The sequence below is a fragment of the Slackia heliotrinireducens DSM 20476 genome, from assembly GCF_000023885.1.
Lineage (GTDB): Bacteria > Actinomycetota > Coriobacteriia > Coriobacteriales > Eggerthellaceae > Slackia > Slackia heliotrinireducens.
Window position 1 is genome coordinate 833,929 of record NC_013165.1, and the last position, 18,163, is coordinate 852,091.

Below are 18,163 nucleotides of genomic sequence, written 5' to 3' on the forward strand. Positions count from 1 at the left end.
ACAGCAAGGAGCATTCAATTCATGAGTGAAACCTCGTCCAAGGCGAAGCGCCGTTCGGGCGGCAACGTTGACCGTCGCAACATTTGGCTGGTGGTTGTAACCGCGGTGCTGGTCATCGCGTCCATCGCCATGTTCATGCCTCCTCAGGAGCGCATCAATCAGGCCCTCGACTTGCAGGGCGGTCTGTCGGTCGTTCTGAGTGCGGAAAGCAACGACGGCAGCGAGGTGACCGCCGAACAGATGGAGACCTCCCGAAGCATTATCGAGAGCCGCGTCAACTTGCTGGGCGCCTCCGAAGCTGTGGTTCAGCTGCAGGGCGACAACCAGATCCTGGTCCAAATTCCCGGCCTGTCCGATACCGAAGAGGCTTTGGAGACCATCGGCAAGACCGGTAAGCTCGAATTCGCCCGCCTGGACTCCTTTACCGACCAGGACGTTGTGAACGCTATCCAGACCGGCGCCTATCTCTCTCAGGAGACCGTTACCGACGAAGCCGGCAACGTCTTCGTCACGGGGGAAGGCACGCCTTCTCTTGAAGTGGAGCCCGGCACCTACGAGCCCATCGTCACCGGTGAGAACATCAACCGTGTGACCGTCGGCCGCGAAAGCGAAACCTCGCAGTTCTACGCCGTCGACCTCAACTTGGACAGCGAAGGCACCAAGGCGTTCGCCGAAGCCTCCGCCGACCTGGTGGAAGACCACGGCCAGATCGTCATCATCTTGGACGGCGTGGTCCAAAGCGCGCCTGCCGTTCAGTCCGAAATCCCCGACGGCAACGTGGCCATTACCGGCAACTACAGCCTGGCCGAGGCCCAGTCGTTGGTGACTGTGCTTGAATCCGGCTCGCTGCCTGTGAGCTTCGAATATCAAACCGCCCAGACGGTCGGTCCCACCTTGGGTCAGGGCGCGCTTCGCTCCGGCGTCATCGTGGCGCTCATCGGCCTTCTGCTGGTCATGCTCTACCTGCTCTTCTTCTACAAGGGCCTGGGATTCATCACCGCTGCTGCCATGGCCGTGTTCGCCTGCCTGTATCTGGGCATCCTGGCGTTGCTGTCTCACTTCAACCTGTTCTCGCTGAGCTTGGCAGGCATCGCCGGCGTCGTACTGACCATCGGCATGGCCGCCGACTCGTCCATCCTCACATTGGAACGCTTCCGCGAAGAAATCCGTTTGGGACGTAGCGTTCGTGCTGCATCCATCACCGGCGTCCGCCACGGCATCATGACCTCCATCGACGCCGACCTGGTCACGCTGGTTTCCGCTTTGGCCCTGTTCTTCCTCGCGGCCGCTTCCGTCAAGGGCTTCGGCCTGACGCTGGCTTTGGGCATCTTCTGCGACATCCTCATGATGCTGCTCTTCAAGGCGCCGCTCATCCGCCTGCTTGCGCCTAAGGCCATCGCGAAGAACCCTGGTTTCTGGGGCGTGAAGGACTGCGAAGAGGCCGCTCCGTACTTCACGGATGAGAAGGAAGCCCCTGCCGGCGGCAAGATTCCCGGCCGCTTTATCAAACACGACTTCAACATCCTGGGTTGGCGCAAGGTAACGCTTACCGCAGCGGTTGTCGCCGTCGTTCTGGTGCTCGCCATCCTGGGCATCCGCGGCATCAACTTCGGTATCGAATTCGTCGGCGGCACCTCCGTCGCATTCCACAACACGGGCGATGTCACCATCGAGCAGTTGCGTGATGCGTTCGACGAGGCTGGCGAAACCGACGCAGTCATCCAGACCACTGAGACCGACGGCGAACCCGGCTTCCTGGTCCGCACCACCACCACTTCCGCCGAGGACGCGAACGTCGCTGCCAAAGCCGTCGCTGACACCTTCGGATGGGAAACCGACAGCTTCGAGGTGACCACCATCGGTCCCGACTGGGGCACGTCGGTCATCAAGAGCTCGGTCATCGCGTTCTTGGTTTCGCTCATCCTGATCATCATCTATATCAGCATCCGCTTCCGCGATTACAAGATGGGCGTGACCGCCATCGTGGCTCTGCTGCACGACCTCATCCTGGTATTCGGCATCTACGCTCTGATCGGCCGTGAAGTCACGCCGAACACCATCGCGGCGGTGCTTACCATTTTGGGCTACTCGCTGTATGACACGGTGGTCGTGTTCCGCTCCATCGACGACAACATGAAGGGCGACAGCATCAAGTGCACCTTCATGTCCATGGCGAACCACTCCCTCAACCAGGTGCTTATCCGCTCGCTGAACACATCCATCACGTCGTTGATCCCGGTTCTGTTCATGCTGCTGTTCGGCGCCGAAACGCTGAAGGACTTCGCGCTTGCCATGACCATCGGCCTGGTTTCCGGCTGCTACTCGTCGTTGGCCATCGCCACGCCGCTGTACGCCATCTGGAAGACCCGTGAACCGGAATTCGCACGTCTGGTTAAGAAGTTCGGCGATACCGTGCAGCTGTTCACGCTGAACCACCTGCCTGGCGAGCTGCGTGTTGCCGGCGCCGCGGCAACCGATGCCGCAGTCGTCGACGTTGGCGCTGATGCCAAGGGCGGCAAGGGCAACGGCGCGCATAAGTCGAAGAGTCAGCCGCAACAGAAGCAGCGTTACCGCAGAAAGGACAAATAATGTCTAACGAAGTCCGTCAGGGAAGCAATCCGAACTTCGCGCCGCCGGTAGAGGAAGGCATCGTCTTCGAGTTCGAAGACGAAAGCGGCGAGTTGGTAACCCTCGAGTTCTTGGGACTGCTTCTGCACAACGACCGCCGCTACGGGTTCTTCTTCCCCGTGGACGACGAGAATCCGGCCAAATCCTCGGGAGAGGTCCTGGTCATGGAGGTCACCGAGCTGGATGAAGAAGGCCAGCCCGCGGGCTTCGAATACGTTGTGGACGAAGCCATCCTCAACGAGGTGTACGCATCCTTCCAGGAAGCCACCAAGGACATCTACCGTTTCGAGTAGCGTCGTAGCATATCTGAAGAACGAAGAGCCGGCCAGTTATTTGGCCGGCTCTTTTTTACATGTGTGACGGGGCAGGGCGACAGGTGCTGGTTTTGCGATTCGTTCGAATCCGGTCTTTTCGGAGTTCGGGCAAACGCCGTTTGCGGGAAGATGCGGCGCTTTTACTCCATAATGCGATTGTTTATTAACGGGGCGGTAACAATCGTTACGTATAATCTCGCAATCTGTTTAACGTTCGGCTGCTTGCGACGATGACGAGCCATCTCCCAAACGGCCGCACGGGCGAAAGGAACGTGATATGGGTTTTGCAGCGATTGTTGAAGCCATCGACGGCTTCGTATGGGGTTGGGCGATGATCGTCCTGCTTCTGGGTACCCACCTGTTCATGACGGTGCGTACCAAGTTCATCCAGCGCAAGATCGGCACGGCTATCAAGCTGTCCGTCTCCCGTGCTGATGGAGAAGCCGAAGGAGACGTCTCCCAGTTCGGCGCGCTGACCACCGCCCTTGCCGCCACCATCGGCACCGGCAACATCGTCGGCGTGGCAACCGGCCTGCTCTTCGGCGGACCGGGCGCCATCTTCTGGATGTGGATCACGGGCGTATTCGGCATCGCCACCAAGTACTCCGAAACCTATATCTCCGTGAAGTACCGCGTGAAGGACGAGACCGGCGAAATGCTCGGCGGCGCCATGTACGCTCTCGAGCGCGGATTCCAGTGGAAGACCGCAGGTAAGGTCCTTGCCGTGCTGTTCGCCGTGTTCGCGTTCATCGCCAGCTTCGGTATCGGCGCCTCCGTGCAGTCGAACTCCCTGGCCGGCGTCGTGACCGCCTACATCCCATTCTCCAACGACCAGCAGCTGCTGGGCGCCAACATGCTCATCGGCGCTCTGCTCGTGGTGCTTGTCGGCGTGGTCATCATCGGCGGCGTCCGTTCCATCACCAAGGTCACCGAGAAGCTCGTTCCCCTCATGGCTCTTCTGTACGCCACGGGCTGCCTGGTCATTATCATCATGAACTGGGCTTATGTGGGTGAGGCCATCTCCCTTATCCTGACCTGCGCCTTCACCGGTAAAGCCGCATTCGGTGGCGCCGTGGGCAGCGGCCTTGCCCTGGCTCTGCAGTTCGGCTTCAAGCGCGGCTTGTTCTCCAACGAATCCGGCTTGGGTTCCGCTCCGCTGGTCGCCGCGAACGCCACCACCAAGAACCCTGCCCGTCAGGCCCTGGTCTCCATGTCCGGCACCTTCTGGGACACGGTCATCATCTGCGCCATCACCGGCGTCATGCTGGTCTCCACCATGCTGGCCAATCCCTCCATCGCCGAGGGTATCCTGAACGGCCAGATCACGGCGGCCGCGCAACTGACCACCACGGCATTCGCCTCCATCCCGGTGCTCGGCCCCATCGTTTTGGCCGTCGGCATGGTGCTCTTCAGCTACTCCACCATGCTCGGCTGGGCCCAGTATGGCAACCGCGCCGTCATGTACCTGTTCGGCAAGAAAGGCATCCGTCCCTATCAGGTCGTCTTCCTGATCTTCGTGTTCTGGGGCTGCATCGGCGGCGGCGAACTGGTCTGGAACATCTCCGACATCACCAACGCGCTTATGGCCGTCCCGAACTGCATCGCCGTTCTGGCGCTGTCCTCGGTTATCGTCAAGGGCACGCAGCACTATGTGTATGACGGCAATCTGGATGAGGCCGACAACGCCGAGATCCCCACGGTCGCCCGCAAGAGCTAACGTCGATACGTTCAACTGACCGAACCTGTTGCGCCTCGATGCGAATCGGGGCGCTTTTTCATGCCGGAAAACGCCAAAACGTGTTGATGGATTCTGCTTGCGGGCAGAGCCGAGGCCGCCCATGCGTTTTCTTGGCGCAAAAGCGGGTTTTGGACGAAAGGAAGGTCGCCTGTCCGTTCGCAGACATTTGGAACATATGGGGGGGAGTGTGGGGAATATGCCTCAGGACGAAGTGCTCTGTTGCGTGCCCAGGATGTTCTTTGTTCATTAAAACACCTGGTAAACGGGGGTGTATACGAGCAAAAATTGCGTGTATTGTGAAGCAGTTCCGTCGGTATTGAACACACTGTCTAACAGCGGTATTATGCTGAAATTGAACAAAATGTTGAATAACCACCGCAATGTTCAAAACGTGACCGATTCCTACGGATGAGGGGAGGGTGGATGGCCGCCGATGCCGTTTGCGTCGAAGACCGACGCATCGTGAAAACGCGTGCCGCCTTGCGCGAGGCGCTCATAGAGCTGACCGAGGAGCGGGGATGGAACGGGTTTTCCATCAACGACCTGTGCGAACGCGCAAACATAAACCGCGGTACGTTCTACAACCACTACCGGGACAAAGACGAGTTGATGATGGCGTTTCAGGACGAGGTGCTTGAACAGATCGGAAACCTGCAGACGTCGCTTGCGGACATGTCGCTTGAAGAGGTGGCGATGTGCGTCGGGTTCAAAAAGCCCCTGCCGATCATGGTCACCCTGTTCGATTATCTGCGTAAAGAGGGCCGGTTCCTGCATGCGGTGCTCGGTCCCAACGGCGACGCCGCATTCGGGTTGCGACTGTGCACCTATGTGTGCAACGATATCGTGAAGGCCATGCTGAACGAACAGTACCGCACGGGCGACGATGCGTTCGTGGACTACTACGTCACGTTTTACGCTTCGGCGTATTTCGGGGTCATCCGTCGCTGGATCGAGCAAGGTATGGTCGAATCCTCCGAGGAGATGGCCGTCATCTGCCAGCGCCTGCTGTTCATCATGCCGGGCGAGCCCATCAAACTCTAACAACGTCATCTGCAGTACCGAGGAGCATGACAATGACTGAAGAAGCCCAGAATACCGAAATCGCCCCGAACGGGCCTTTGCATATCGGCATCGACGTCGGATCGACCACCGTCAAGGTGTCGGTGCTCGACGATGCCAACGAAATCCAATACTCCTGCTATCGCCGTCACCATGCCGACGTGCGCGCCACCATCATCGAGGTGCTGGAAGAGGCCCAGCAGGCATTCCCGACCACGCCCATGACCATGGCCATCACCGGTTCCGGCGGCCTGCTGCTGGCCCAATGGCTCGACATCGAATTCGTCCAGGAGGTCATCGCCTCCAAGACCGCGGTTGAGACCTTTATCCCTCAGACCGACGTGGTCATCGAGCTGGGCGGCGAGGACGCCAAGATCATCTACTTCGACAACGGCATCGAGCAGCGCATGAACGGCACTTGCGCCGGCGGCACGGGCGCGTTCATCGACCAGATGGCGGCCCTGCTGAACACCGATGCCGGCGGCTTGAACGAGCTGGCCAAGGGCTACACCACCATTTATCCCATCGCCAGCCGCTGCGGCGTGTTCGCCAAGACCGACGTGCAGCCGCTGCTCAACGAGGGTGCACATCGCGAAGACATCGCTGTGTCCATCTTCCAGGCCGTGGTCACCCAGACCATCTCCGGCTTGGCCTGCGGACGTCCCATCCGCGGCCACGTAGCGTTTCTGGGCGGACCCCTGCAGTACCTCTCCGAGCTGGACCGTCGTTTCTGCGAGACCCTCAACTTGGATGACGAGCACGCCATCCGCCCCGAGAACGCTCACCTGTTCGTGGCGTCGGGCGCTTCTATCTGCGGCAAGAAGAACAAGCCGGAACTCATCGGCGACGTGCTGGAACGCCTGCGCAACCTGGGTACTTTGCAGGGCTCCGAGGTCGTGCGCCTGCCCCCGCTGTTCGCTACGGAGCAGGACTACATCGATTTCAAGGAGCGCCACGACAAGGAGAAGGTGAAGCGCGGCGATCTGGCTGCCTATCGCGGCACCGCGTATCTGGGCATCGACGCCGGCTCCACCACCTTCAAGATGGCTTTGGTGGGCCAGGACGGCGAACTGCTCTGGAGCCATTACACCAACAACAAGGGCGACGTGCTGGCAACCGCCAAGCGCGTCGTCGGCAAACTGTACGCCGATTTGCCCCACGACCCTGAAACCGGCGAGCCCCTGGTCACCATCGGCCACGCAACCGTCACGGGTTACGGCGAAGGCCTGCTGCTGGAAGCTCTCAACGTCGACTCCGGTGAAATCGAAACCGTCGCGCACCTGCGCGGCTCCCAGGAGATGCTGCCGGGCGTCGAGTTCATTCTGGATATCGGCGGCCAGGACATGAAGTGCCTGCGCGTGCGCAACGGCGTCATCGAGCACATCATGCTCAACGAGGCCTGCTCTTCGGGTTGCGGCAGCTTCATCGAGAGCTTCGCCACGGGCCTGAACCTGGACGTCCGCGAGTTTGCCCAGACCGCCAATGCGGCCGAGAACCCGGTCGACTTGGGCAGCCGCTGCACGGTGTTCATGAACAGCCGCGTGAAGCAGGCCCAGAAGGAAGGCGCCACCGTGGGCGACATCGCCGCGGGCCTGGCCATCTCCGTCATCAAGAACGCCCTGTTCAAGGTCATCAAAATCCGCGACCCCAAGGACGTGGGCGACAAGGTCATCGTGCAGGGCGGCACATTCTTGAACGACGCCGTGCTGCGCGCCTTCGAACAGCTTTCCGAAGTGGATGCGGTGCGTCCCGACATCGCCGGCAACATGGGCTCATACGGCGCCGCGCTTCTGGCCCGCGACCGCGCAACGGGCGAAAACCCCGTATCCTCGCTGCTTTCGCCTGAGGAGCTGGAGGCCCTGGCCCCGAAGCACCGCACCACGCGCTGCAAGGGCTGCTCCAACAACTGCCTGCTCACCATCAACGACTTCGGCGTGGACCCGAACACCGGCAAGCACCGTCGTTTCATTACGGGCAACCGCTGCGAAAAGGGCGCCGGCCATCAGAACGATTCCAAGAACGTGCCGAACCTGTTCGAATACAAGAGCCACCGCCTGTTCGATTACGAACCGCTGGCGGAAGAAGACGCGCCCCGCGGCGTGGTGGGCATTCCGCGCGCCCTCAATATGTATGAGAACTACCCGTTCTGGTTCACCTTCTTCACCAAGCTGGGCTACCGTGTGATCCTGTCCGACCCCTCCACGAAGGCCATCTATAACAAGGGCATCGAGTCCATGCCGTCCGAGAGCGTGTGCTATCCGGCCAAGATGAGCCACGGCCACATCATGGACCTGCTGGAGAAGCGCCCCGACTTCATCTGGATGCCCTGCGCCAAGTGGGAGCGTCTGGAGGATGAAGGCGCGGGCAACCATTACAACTGCCCCATCGTGGCCAGCTACTCCGAGGCGCTGCGCCTGAACATCGACGAGCTGAAGGATTCCGAAACCAAGTTCCTGAACCCTTGGTTGCCCTACGACAAGAAGGACCACCTGAAGAAGCGCCTGTACGTGGAGCTGTTCGAGAACTTCAAGGACACCACCACCAAGCACGCCAAGGCTCCGACGAAGGCCGAGGTCAACGCTGCGGTCGACGCCGCATGGGCCGAGGACGAGGCCTTCAAGCGCGACATGCGCAAAAAGGGTGAAGCCACCTTGGCGTGGATGGAGGCCACCGGCACCCACGGCATCGTTCTGGCGGGCCGTCCGTACCACAACGACCCCGAGATCAACCACGCCATCCCCGAGCTTTTGACCAGCTTCGGCCTGGCTGTGCTAACGGAAGACTCCGTGGCCCATCTGGGCCAGGTGGAACGTCCCATCCGCGTCGTGGACCAGTGGATGTACCATACGCGCCTGTACGCTGCGGCGAAGCTTGCCACCCAGCGCAAGGACCTGGACCTCATCCAGCTCAACAGCTTCGGCTGCGGTCTGGACGCCCTTACCACCGACCAGGTGCAGGAGATTCTGGAAGCGGCGGGCAAGGTGTACACCGTGCTCAAGATCGACGAGGTGTCCAACCTGGGCGCGGCCCGCATCCGCGTGCGCAGCCTGCTTGCGGCGCTTAAGGACAAGCAGGACGAGGAAGCCGTCCGCGAGATGGACGAGAGCAGTGCGGGCAAGACCTGCCCGGCCGAGGAGCTGGACGTGAAAGCCCTGCTCACCAACCCTGACGAGTTCATCGCCGAGAAGGCGGGCACCAAGGCTGGCGAGGTGGCCGAATACATCGTGAGCAACGTCCGGGCCAACATCCCCGAGAAACCCACGGAGAAGGCGAAGCCGGAGGTGCGCGAGCACTTCAAGAACCGCGAGAGCGCCGATACGGAATTCCCGCGCGTCGAATTCACCAAGGAGATGAAGGAATCCGGCTACACAATCTTGGCCCCGCAGATGGCCCCGTACCACTTCGAGCTGCTCAAACCTGTGTTTTTGGCCAACGGCTACAACATGGTGCTGCTGCCGTCGGTGGACCATGGCGCAGTGGATGCCGGCCTGAAATACGTCAACAACGACATCTGCTACCCGTCCATCCTGGTCACGGGCCAGATCATGGAAGCCGTTACCAGCGGCGAGTACGACACCGACCGTCTGGCCGTGCTCATCACGCAGACCGGCGGCGGCTGCCGTGCCACCAACTACATCGCGCTGATCCGCAAGGCTCTCAAATCTGCAGGCTACGGCCATGTGCCGGTCATTTCGCTGGCGCTGCAGAACGGCCTTGACGAGAGCAACTCCGGTTGGGAAGTGACCGTGCCCATGCTGAAGCAGGCCGTGTACGCTTTGAGCTACGGCGACCTGCTGATGATGGCCCTGTACCGCACGCGCCCCTACGAGGTGGAGCCGGGCAGTGCCCAGCGCCTGTTCGACCACTGGATGGAGGCCTGCAAGAAGGAGATCTACGCCGGTACGAACCGCAAACAGTTCGGGCGCACCTGCAAGGCCATTATCGACGACTTCGACACGCTGCCGCTGACCGGCGAGGGTACCAAGCCCCGCGTCGGCGTGGTGGGCGAAATTCTGGTCAAGTTCCATCCCACGGCCAACAACCAGGTGGTGGACGTCATCGAGCGCGAGGGCTGCGAGGCCGTCGTGCCCGGCCTGATTGAGTTCTTCCTGTTCGGCATCGTAGGCCGCATCTTCCAGAAGGACCCGTTGGGCCGCTCGGCAACAGGCGCCGTGGCCGCACGCGGTATCCTCACACTGCTGGATACCATGCGAAAGCCCCTGATCAAAGCCCTGGAGGAATCGAACCGTTTCGAGGCTCCGACGGACATCTACACCCTGGGCGCCTACGCCGAAGAGGTGCTTTCCACCTGCAACTCCATGGGTGAAGGCTGGCTGCTTACGGCCGAGATGATCGAGCTCATCAAGACCGGCACGCCGAACATCGTGTGCGCGCAGCCGTTCGCCTGCCTGCCGAACCACGTGGTGGGCAAGTCGGTCATCAAGGAGCTGCGCCGCCGTCACCCGAAGAGCAACATCGTGGCGGTGGACTACGACCCCGGCGCTTCCGAGGTGAACCAGCTCAACCGCATCAAGCTGATGATTTCTGTGGCGAAGGCGAACCTGGAGGAGACCGACGAGTTCATTCGGGCATCCAACCTGGCGGCGGCTCAGCGGCGGCTGGACGAGTCCGACATGGTGAGCGCCAACGGTTGCGGCGCGCTGGACACCGATGCGTTGCTGGCGAAGATCGACGCCGCGCTGGCCGAGGATGACGCGAAGGCCGCCGAAGGCGAACTGGTCGCGAAATAGTTTCGAATCAGATCCACCCGGCGGGAGGGGCCTTCCGCCGGCTTGCATGAAAGGCAGTACCATGGCAAAAGGCTCGCTCGTGAAGGTAGCAATCATCACGGGATACTTGGGAGCAGGCAAAACGACCCTGCTCAACCACATTCTTACCAATGCGGAAGGCATCCGTGCGGCGGTCATCGTCAACGACATCGGCGAGGTGAACATCGACGCCGAGCTTATCGCCAAGACCGGTGCGGTGACGCAGATGGACGACAGCCTGATTCCCATGACCAACGGCTGCATCTGCTGCTCGCTGTCCGAGGACCTGTCCAACCAGCTCAACGACCTGGCCAATTCCGGTAACTTCGACTACATCGTCATTGAGGCGTCGGGCGTGTGCGAGCCCATGCCCATCGCCTACACCATCCAGGCGTTCTGCCAGGCGGGCGAAGAGGACGATGCGCCCATGCTGCTGGACAACGTCATCTCCGTGGTGGACTGCGCTCGCCTGCTGGACGAGTTCAACAGCGGCCGCGACCTGCTGGACGGCGAGGACGACATCGTGCAGCTGTTGGTGGAGCAGATCGAGTTCTGCTCGACGCTGGTGCTGAACAAGACCGACCTGGTGACCGATGAGCAGGTGGCCGAGATTCGCGCCATCGTGCGCAGCCTGCAGAAGAAGGCCGTCATCGTCGAGGCTGAAAACGGCCAGGTGGATTTGGATGAGCTGCTCAACACCGGCCGCTTCGACTTCGAGCACGTGTTCGACTCGGTGGGCTGGGTGAGCGCCATGGACGAAGCCGACGCCGAGGCCCGCGAGCGCGAAGAGCACGAACACGAACATGAGCATCATCATGACCATGACCATGACCATGACCACCATGGGCATCACCATCACCACCATCACGATGATGACGAAGAGTGCGACGACCCCGAATGCCACTGCCACCACTATCACCATGGGCACGACCACGACCATGTGGCCGAATTCGGCATCTCCACCTTCGTGTACCAGCGCCGCCGCCCATTCCGCGAGAACGCCCTGGACCAAATGGTGGAGGATTGGCCGAAGGGCATCCTGCGCTGCAAGGGCATGGTGTGGCTTTCCGAGGATTCCGACATGTGCTACGTGTTCGAGCAGGCGGGGCACCGTTTCTCGCTGGGCGAGAACGGCCTGTGGCTGGCCACGGCTGACGAGGAATACCTGGCGCAGCTGGCCGAAACCGAGCCCGACGCCCTGAAGGGCTGGGACGACGAAGTTGGCGACCGCGAAATCAAGCTGGTGTTCATCACCCGCGGCGCCGATCAGGATGCCATCGAGCAGTGGGCCGACAGTTTCTTGGCATAGCGCCGTCCCGTCAGCTTCTTAAATACATCGAACCGCCGGCTCCCAAGGTCGGCGGTTTTTTTAATGCGTCAAGGCGGATCGGTCGTTGTCGGTAAAGGTTGGCTTGGAATGCCTTTAATCGGCGGCGGCGGAACCGGCATGGCGGTCACCATCCAGGCCACCGAGCTGGGCCTGAACGTGGTGCTGCTGGAGAAGGCGGGCGCATTGGGCGGCGCGTTCTCCGCAACCGAGGGCATGTTCGGCGTGGGTTCGCACTGGCAGGAAGAGGCCGGCGAGCACGGCACGGTGGGCGAGGCCGTCCGCCGTTGCGTGAATTACCACCACTACGTTCCGTCGACCGAGCTGTATTACAACTTCTTCAACCAGACCGCCGAGACCATCCAGTGGCTGGAGGACCACGACTGCACGTTCCGCGCCGTGGTCGACTACGGCGGAAACCTGGCCTGGCACGTGTACTACTACGACGAGAACGCCTCCAGCCCGGGCGCGTACTTCACCGACAGCCTGATCAAGGCCACCGAGGCCACCGGCGCCGACATCCGCCTGCCCTGCGGTGCGCGCAAGATCCTGGTCGAGGACGGTGCTGTGAAAGGCGTCATCGCAGCGAACGCCGATGGCTCCTTCGTCGAAATCGACGCTCCCGTGGTAATGCTGGCTTCGGGCGGCTATGCCAGCAACATGGACTTCCTGCATGCCGTGTCTCCGTACACCGTGAACAAGAACCTGGTGTCGCTGGGCGCTCCCGGCCGTGACGGCGACGGCATGAGGATGGGCGTCGACGCGGGCGTGGCGCTGTCCGAGGGCTACGGCACCGTGATGTGGTGCGGACCTGCAGCTATTGGCGCGCAGTGGACAACCGACGCGTACTCCGCCTCCGTACAGCCGACCCTGTGGGTGAACCAGAACGCTAAGCGCTTCATTGCCGAGGACCTGTGGATCGGCAACTTCGCTGCCGGCGGCATCGCCTGCCGCGACCAGGAGCTGACCTACGTCATCTTCCGCGAGCAGGACCTGGCGGCATGGGAGCAGAACGGCCCGTACGGCACCGTGTTCACGTTCGGCACCCCCGGCGTGCCCATGGACGAGGCGCGCGCTCAGCTTGAGGCTCTGCCCAGCGTGCATGTGGCCGACACCATCGAGGACCTGGAGGCCGCAGTTGGCCTGGACCCCGCCGCTCTGAAGGCAACGGTTGACGAATACAACGGCTTCTGCGCTTCCGGCGAGGACCCGATTTTCGGCAAGGCGGCCGACTACCTGACCCCGATCGACGAGGGCCCGTTCTGGATTCTCGTAGTTGCCGACGGCTACTACACCACCGTGGGCGGCTTGGAGATCAACGAGAAACTCGAGGCCCTGGATAACGACCGTATGCCCATCAAGGGCCTGTACGTGGGCGGCTGCGACACGGGCAGCCTGTACGGTGACTCCTACGACGTGGCCACCGCTCCCGGCAGCCAGGCGTCGTGGGCCATCAACTCCGGCTGTCTAGCCATGAAGAACGCCGCCGAGTACCTGCAGACCCTGTAGCGAGTCTCGACCAACAAGCAGTTCAAGCCGGCGCCCCTCCCTTAAGCCGGCTTCGACTCACGGAAGCGCCTGAAAAGGCGCTTCCGTATCTTTTTCAGTCGGGATTTGCCGATGCCCAAGAATGCCACAAAACCAAAGCATCGGTTCGGTTCGTGCCGCATGCGGCACGATGACGGACGATGCGAAACCGTTTTCGGACTTAGGGGCGTCGACAGCCTCTCTTACGCACAGTGTTTGCGCGCGTAGGCGATGGCATAATCGAAAAACGCCTGTTCATGCTCGTAAAGTACGCGGCCATACTCATGAGATATCCCGTAGGTCCAGTTCATGTCCTGTATGGGGAGGGCCACGACGTTGGGGTTGTCGGTGAACATGGGAAGCGTCGTAAGATGTTCGACGGTAATCCCGATTGCCCTGTTTTCCAACGCAAGGTTGTAATGCCAGAACACCTCGGGGGAGTATGTGACGGACTGCAGCTCAAAGCCTTCTTGTCGGACCGCGGCACGCACGGACGCGTCGAGCTTCTGACGCTGGCCGAAAAGAGCCACGCGGGTCGAAGCCAGGTCGGCGGGCAGCAGTGCGGTGCGCTGTGAAAGCGGGTTAACCGTGCTGACCCAGGCGTACACCCGCTCGGAGGCGAGCGGGATGGTGGTGAGCCCGTCGCCGAAAGGACTCAAAGTCAATCCAAGGTCGCAGGCCCCGGATGCCACAAGCTCGTCGCAGGTAAGGTCGTCGGTTTCACGAAGCTCGAACGCGACGTCCGGGCGCTTGCGCCTGAATACGTCGATGCACTCGTTTCCGAACAAACCGCTGAGTCCGAGCGCCGATGCCAGTCGAATGGTTTTCTGCTCGCGCGCGCGAATCTGCACGAAACGCAGGAGCGTTCTGTCCATCTCTGCTTGGCTCATCAAGGCGAACTCCCTGAAGACCTGCGCATACTCGGTGGGGGAGCGCTTCCCGTTCGGCTCGCGGGTGAACAGGGGCGCTCCAAGCTCCTGTTCCAACGCTTTGATCGATTTCGCCATGCCCTGCGGCGACATGGGCACGATGGCGGCGGCCTTCTGAATGCTCTGAGTGTTGTACACAAGCAGGAAATAATCAAGTTGATCGCTGTTCATGACCGTTCTCCCCTACGTGTCCCTAATGGTTTTATCAGTATATCAAACGAAACAAAAAGTTACAAACTATAACTTTAAGCTAACCCAATACGTATTGTAATACAAGATGAAAGGCGTAATAATTCAACCCGTCAGAGAGCTTAAGCGCAACAAATAGTTGCGCACGAGTTCAACACTCACGGCATAAGCCGAAACAAGCGAGAGGGGCAAACAATGAAGAATTCCACCAACGTTGCTGCAAAGGGCATGAGCAGGCGTTCCTTCCTGGCCGGTGCCGGCGTGTTCGCTGCAAGCGCGGGTGTGATGCTGGCTGGCTGTGCGCCGAATACGCAGAGCGAGCAGGCTGCCGAGCCCGCACAAGAGGCCGGTGAAGCGTCCTCCGAGGCCGCAGCGGCTCCCGAGAACGATATCTGGGCCATCAAGGAGCTCGGCGAGCCCGACGAGGTCATCTCTGCCGACGTTGCAATCGTGGGCGGTGGCGGAACCGGTCTGGCTGCTGCCATTCAGGCCGTCGACCTGGGCCTGAATCCGGTCGTCATCGAGCGCGAGTCCTCTTACGGCGGATCGTTCGTGGGAACCGAGGGCATGACCGCCCTTGAGACCAAGTACACGCGCGACAACCCGCCGTACCTGGCAAGCGCCTACTATCCCGATCAGCCTTACGGCGTGAAGAACGCCATGAACACCTGCCTGAACTATCACCACTGGATTCCGCAGCACAAGCTGTATGAGAACTTCTTCGGCCAGACCGCCGAGACCATCGACTGGTTGGAGGGTCATGGACAGAAGTTCGCCGAGGTCATAGGCATTGGCGCAGGCCCCAAGATCTGGCACGTGTACGACAAGGGCGATCACGGCAGCACCCCTGGTTTCGAGTTCATGCGCACGTTCTCCGAGGAAGCCGACCGTTTGGGCGTGACCGCGCGTTTCAACACGTTCGCCCGTCGCGTCATCATCGAGGATGGCAAGGTGGCCGGTCTGCTGTGCGAAGGCACGGACGGTTCGGTGCTGAAGGTCGAAGCCCCGGTCGTCATGATCGGCTCCGGCGGCTACGCCAACAACCCCGAGTTCCTGTACGGCGTCTCTGAGACGAAAAACGAGAACATCCAGGCCATGGGTATGCCCATTCGCGAGGGCGACGGTATCAAGATGGCGAAGGCGGCCGGCGCGGCCATGGCCGAGGGCCTGGGAACCGTCATGTGGTGCGGTCCCGTGCCCATCGGAGCCATCACCGCTTCGTGGACCATCGACGCCTATACCGCCGGCGTGCAGCCCACGCTGTGGCTGAACCAGGATGGCGAGCGCTTCTGCAAGGAAGACCTGTGGATCGACGACTTCAGCGCCGCCGGCATCCAGGTGCGCAACCAGCACAAGACCTATGTGCTGTTCACCGAGGCCGACATGCTCGATTGGGAAGCGAACGGTCCGTGGGGCCAGTGCTTTAGCTTCGGCATGCCCGGCACGCCCTTGGCTGAGGCCCGCGAGGTGCTGGAGCCTGCTGCAGGCGTGCATATCGGCGACGACCTGGCGGCGCTGTGCGCCGAGGTCGGCCTGGATGCTGCTGCTGTTCAGGCGACCGTCGACCGCTACAACGAGCTGTGCGCGAACGCTGCCGGCAAGGATGCGAACGATGTGACGGCTGACGAGGACTTCGGCAAGCAGGCCCAGTACATGCATCCGGTTGCTAGCGGCCCGTACTGGCTCATCGAGACCGCCGATGGCTACTACACCACCTGCGGCGGCATCAAGGTGAACGAGAAGGTCCAAGTCCTGGACGAGGACGGCGAGGCTATCCCCGGTCTGTACGCGGGCGGTTCCGACGCCGGCGGACTGTACGGTGACAGCTACGACGTGAAGTTCGCCCCCGGCAGTCAGGCCGCCTGGGCCATGAACTCCGGCCGTCTTGCCATGAAGGACGCCAAGGAATACCTGGGCAAGTAATCCCCTGAACAGCCCTTTCCATAAAGCCCCTGCAGCCACCCCTCCACTTGCTGCAGGGGCTGTCTTGTATCCGAACCCCGCAGCGAGCGAAGCGATGCGGTCGACCCTAAAAAGCGCAGCCGGAGCGTTGCTGATCCGCAATGGGGCCCTGTCCGAACCAGATTCAACAGGGTAAGGCTGTGAAATGTCCCTCCGCGCGCAGTTCCGCATGTTGGACAGCCAGTGGCTGTCCAATACCTGTATTTCGGAGCGCGCGAGCGCTCGGCCAGCTCTGCTGGCCAGCGGCGCTTTCACCAAAGCAGGACTGTCTGAGCACGGAGGGCGTCCATTTCACAGCCTTACCCCAGGTCGAATCAACTTTCAGCCAGGTAAGCCCCCATGAGGAATCCCATGACGGAGGCCATCATGAGGCCTCGCGTCCAGCCGCTGGAATCTCCCAAGCAGTACAATCCCTCCATGCTGGTAGCGAACTTCTCCGACACCTTCACCCGATTGCTGTAGAGCTTCAGTTCCGGCGCGTACAGCAGCGTCTCAGGTGCCGCAAATCCAGGAATCGCCTGGTCAACGGCCTGCATGAACGCAATAATCGACGTCATAGTGCGATACGACAGCGCGCTTGTGATGTCGCCCGCCACGCAGTCGGGCAGGGTGGGACGCACGTTCGCGCGCACAAGCTCCTTGGGCCAGGTGCGCTTGCCGTCCAGAATGTCGCCGAAGCGCTGCACCAGAATATGTCCCGCGCCCAGCATGTTCGCTAGCTCGCCGATGCGCTGCGCGTACTGGATGGGCTGGTCGAACGGCTCGCGGAAGTTGTGCGAGCACAGGATGGCCAGGTTGGTGTTCGGCGACTTGCGCTCCTTGTACGAATGCCCGTTCACCACGGCCAGCCCGTTGTCGTAGTTCTCCTGGCTCACAAAGCCGCCGGGGTTCTGGCAGAACGTGCGCACCTTGTTGCGGAACGGGTCGGGATATCCGATGAGCTTGCTCTCGTACAGGGCGTTGTTTACGCGCTCCATCACCTCGTTGCGCAGCTCAACGCGAACGCCCACGTCAACGGGGCCAGGCACATGCTCGATGCCGTGCTCGCTGCACAGCCGCTCCAGCCAGTCGGCGCCGCGGCGTCCTGTGGTCACCACGGTGCGCTCGGCCAGGATGCGCTTTTCGTCTCCACCACGGTCCCTCACCAATGCGCCTCGGCACACGCCGCCCTCGATGACCAGGTCGCGGCACTCGCTTTCGAACAGCAGCTCGACGCCGGCGTCGGCCAGGTAGGTTTGAATCCGTCTGTAAATCTCTTGGGCCTTTTCGGTGCCCAAGTGCCGGATGGGGCAGTCCACCAACTGCAGGCCCGCCTTGATGGCGCGGCGGCGGATCTCTTTCACGGCTTCAGTGGCTTCGAGGCCCTCCACGTGCTCGTCGGCGCCGAATTCCAGGTAGATCCTGTCGACGGCGTTGATGGTGTCCTGCGCCAGGTTCTCGCCAATGAGCTGGGGAAGGTCGCCGCCCATCTCGTAGGACAGCGACAACTTGCCGTCGGAAAACGCGCCCGCGCCTGAAAAACCCGTGGTGATGCGGCACGGGTTGCAGCCGATGCAGTGCCCGACCTTTTCCTTGGGACAGCTTCGCCGCTCGATGGGCAGGCCTTTCTCGACAATGGCGATGCGCGCGCTCGACCCGCTGCGCACCAGGTTCAACGCTGTGAAAATGCCGGCTGGACCGGTGCTGATGATAAGAATGTCGTAGTTGGTGTTCGACATGAT

At 61.4% G+C, this 18,163-nt stretch carries 10 protein-coding genes; 8 read left to right on the plus strand and 2 right to left on the minus strand.

Going from position 1 to position 18,163, the window contains the following annotated elements; all coding sequences use genetic code 11:
* Positions 1–21 precede the first annotated feature (21 nt).
* The 7 genes from SHEL_RS03515 (at position 22) to SHEL_RS03545 (ending at position 13,344) form a co-directional block, all read left to right on the plus strand.
* Positions 22–2,589, plus strand: coding sequence for a protein translocase subunit SecDF (locus SHEL_RS03515; RefSeq protein WP_012797882.1), 2,568 nt, complete (start codon positions 22–24; stop codon positions 2,587–2,589).
* Positions 2,589–2,921, plus strand: a complete 333-nt coding sequence (locus SHEL_RS03520; protein WP_012797883.1) for a DUF1292 domain-containing protein — start codon at positions 2,589–2,591, stop codon at positions 2,919–2,921. The genes SHEL_RS03515 and SHEL_RS03520 overlap by 1 nt, the downstream gene beginning before the upstream one ends.
* 298 nt (positions 2,922–3,219) lie before the next feature.
* On the plus strand, positions 3,220–4,659 hold the full coding sequence (locus tag SHEL_RS03525) for an alanine/glycine:cation symporter family protein (protein ID WP_012797884.1): 1,440 nt from the start codon (positions 3,220–3,222) through the stop codon (positions 4,657–4,659).
* Between the two features lie 444 nt (positions 4,660–5,103).
* A complete protein-coding gene (locus tag SHEL_RS03530; RefSeq protein WP_012797885.1) occupies positions 5,104–5,721 on the plus strand; it encodes a TetR/AcrR family transcriptional regulator in 618 nt (205 codons plus the stop codon).
* Between the two features lie 32 nt (positions 5,722–5,753).
* On the plus strand, positions 5,754–10,490 hold the full coding sequence (locus tag SHEL_RS03535; protein WP_012797886.1) for a 2-hydroxyacyl-CoA dehydratase: 4,737 nt from the start codon (positions 5,754–5,756) through the stop codon (positions 10,488–10,490).
* A gap of 61 nt (positions 10,491–10,551) precedes the next feature.
* The gene (locus SHEL_RS03540) at positions 10,552–11,817 is read left to right on the plus strand and encodes a CobW family GTP-binding protein (RefSeq protein ID WP_012797887.1); all 1,266 of its coding nucleotides are present in this window, start codon (positions 10,552–10,554) and stop codon (positions 11,815–11,817) included.
* A 108-nt stretch (positions 11,818–11,925) separates the two neighbouring features.
* The gene (locus tag SHEL_RS03545; protein WP_012797888.1) at positions 11,926–13,344 is read left to right on the plus strand and encodes an FAD-dependent oxidoreductase; all 1,419 of its coding nucleotides are present in this window, start codon (positions 11,926–11,928) and stop codon (positions 13,342–13,344) included.
* Between the two features lie 221 nt (positions 13,345–13,565).
* Here SHEL_RS03545 and SHEL_RS03550 read toward each other — a convergent pair whose 3' ends face one another.
* Positions 13,566–14,462, minus strand: a complete 897-nt coding sequence (locus tag SHEL_RS03550; RefSeq protein ID WP_012797889.1) for a LysR family transcriptional regulator — start codon at positions 14,460–14,462, stop codon at positions 13,566–13,568.
* Between the two features lie 213 nt (positions 14,463–14,675).
* Between SHEL_RS03550 and SHEL_RS03555 the strand changes: the two genes are divergently transcribed.
* Positions 14,676–16,403, plus strand: a complete 1,728-nt coding sequence (locus tag SHEL_RS03555; RefSeq protein WP_012797890.1) for an FAD-dependent oxidoreductase — start codon at positions 14,676–14,678, stop codon at positions 16,401–16,403.
* 353 nt (positions 16,404–16,756) lie between these two features.
* Here the strand turns inward: SHEL_RS03555 and SHEL_RS03560 are convergent, their stop codons facing one another.
* The gene (locus tag SHEL_RS03560) at positions 16,757–18,160 is read right to left on the minus strand and encodes an NAD(P)/FAD-dependent oxidoreductase (protein WP_012797891.1); all 1,404 of its coding nucleotides are present in this window, start codon (positions 18,158–18,160) and stop codon (positions 16,757–16,759) included.
* Positions 18,161–18,163 lie beyond the last annotated feature (3 nt).

Excerpts from the sequence above, each read along its gene's own strand:
- SHEL_RS03515 (WP_012797882.1), top strand. The coding sequence starts at position 22 with ATGAGTGAAACCTCGTCCAAGGCGAAGCGCCGTTCGGGCGGCAACGTT.
- SHEL_RS03520 (WP_012797883.1), top strand. The coding sequence starts at position 2,589 with ATGTCTAACGAAGTCCGTCAGGGAAGCAATCCGAACTTCGCGCCGCCG.
- SHEL_RS03525 (WP_012797884.1), top strand. The coding sequence starts at position 3,220 with ATGGGTTTTGCAGCGATTGTTGAAGCCATCGACGGCTTCGTATGGGGT.
- SHEL_RS03530 (WP_012797885.1), top strand. The coding sequence starts at position 5,104 with ATGGCCGCCGATGCCGTTTGCGTCGAAGACCGACGCATCGTGAAAACG.
- SHEL_RS03535 (WP_012797886.1), top strand. The coding sequence starts at position 5,754 with ATGACTGAAGAAGCCCAGAATACCGAAATCGCCCCGAACGGGCCTTTG.
- SHEL_RS03540 (WP_012797887.1), top strand. The coding sequence starts at position 10,552 with ATGGCAAAAGGCTCGCTCGTGAAGGTAGCAATCATCACGGGATACTTG.
- SHEL_RS03545 (WP_012797888.1), top strand. The coding sequence starts at position 11,926 with ATGCCTTTAATCGGCGGCGGCGGAACCGGCATGGCGGTCACCATCCAG.
- SHEL_RS03550 (WP_012797889.1), bottom strand. The coding sequence starts at position 14,462 with ATGAACAGCGATCAACTTGATTATTTCCTGCTTGTGTACAACACTCAG.
- SHEL_RS03555 (WP_012797890.1), top strand. The coding sequence starts at position 14,676 with ATGAAGAATTCCACCAACGTTGCTGCAAAGGGCATGAGCAGGCGTTCC.
- SHEL_RS03560 (WP_012797891.1), bottom strand. The coding sequence starts at position 18,160 with ATGTCGAACACCAACTACGACATTCTTATCATCAGCACCGGTCCAGCC.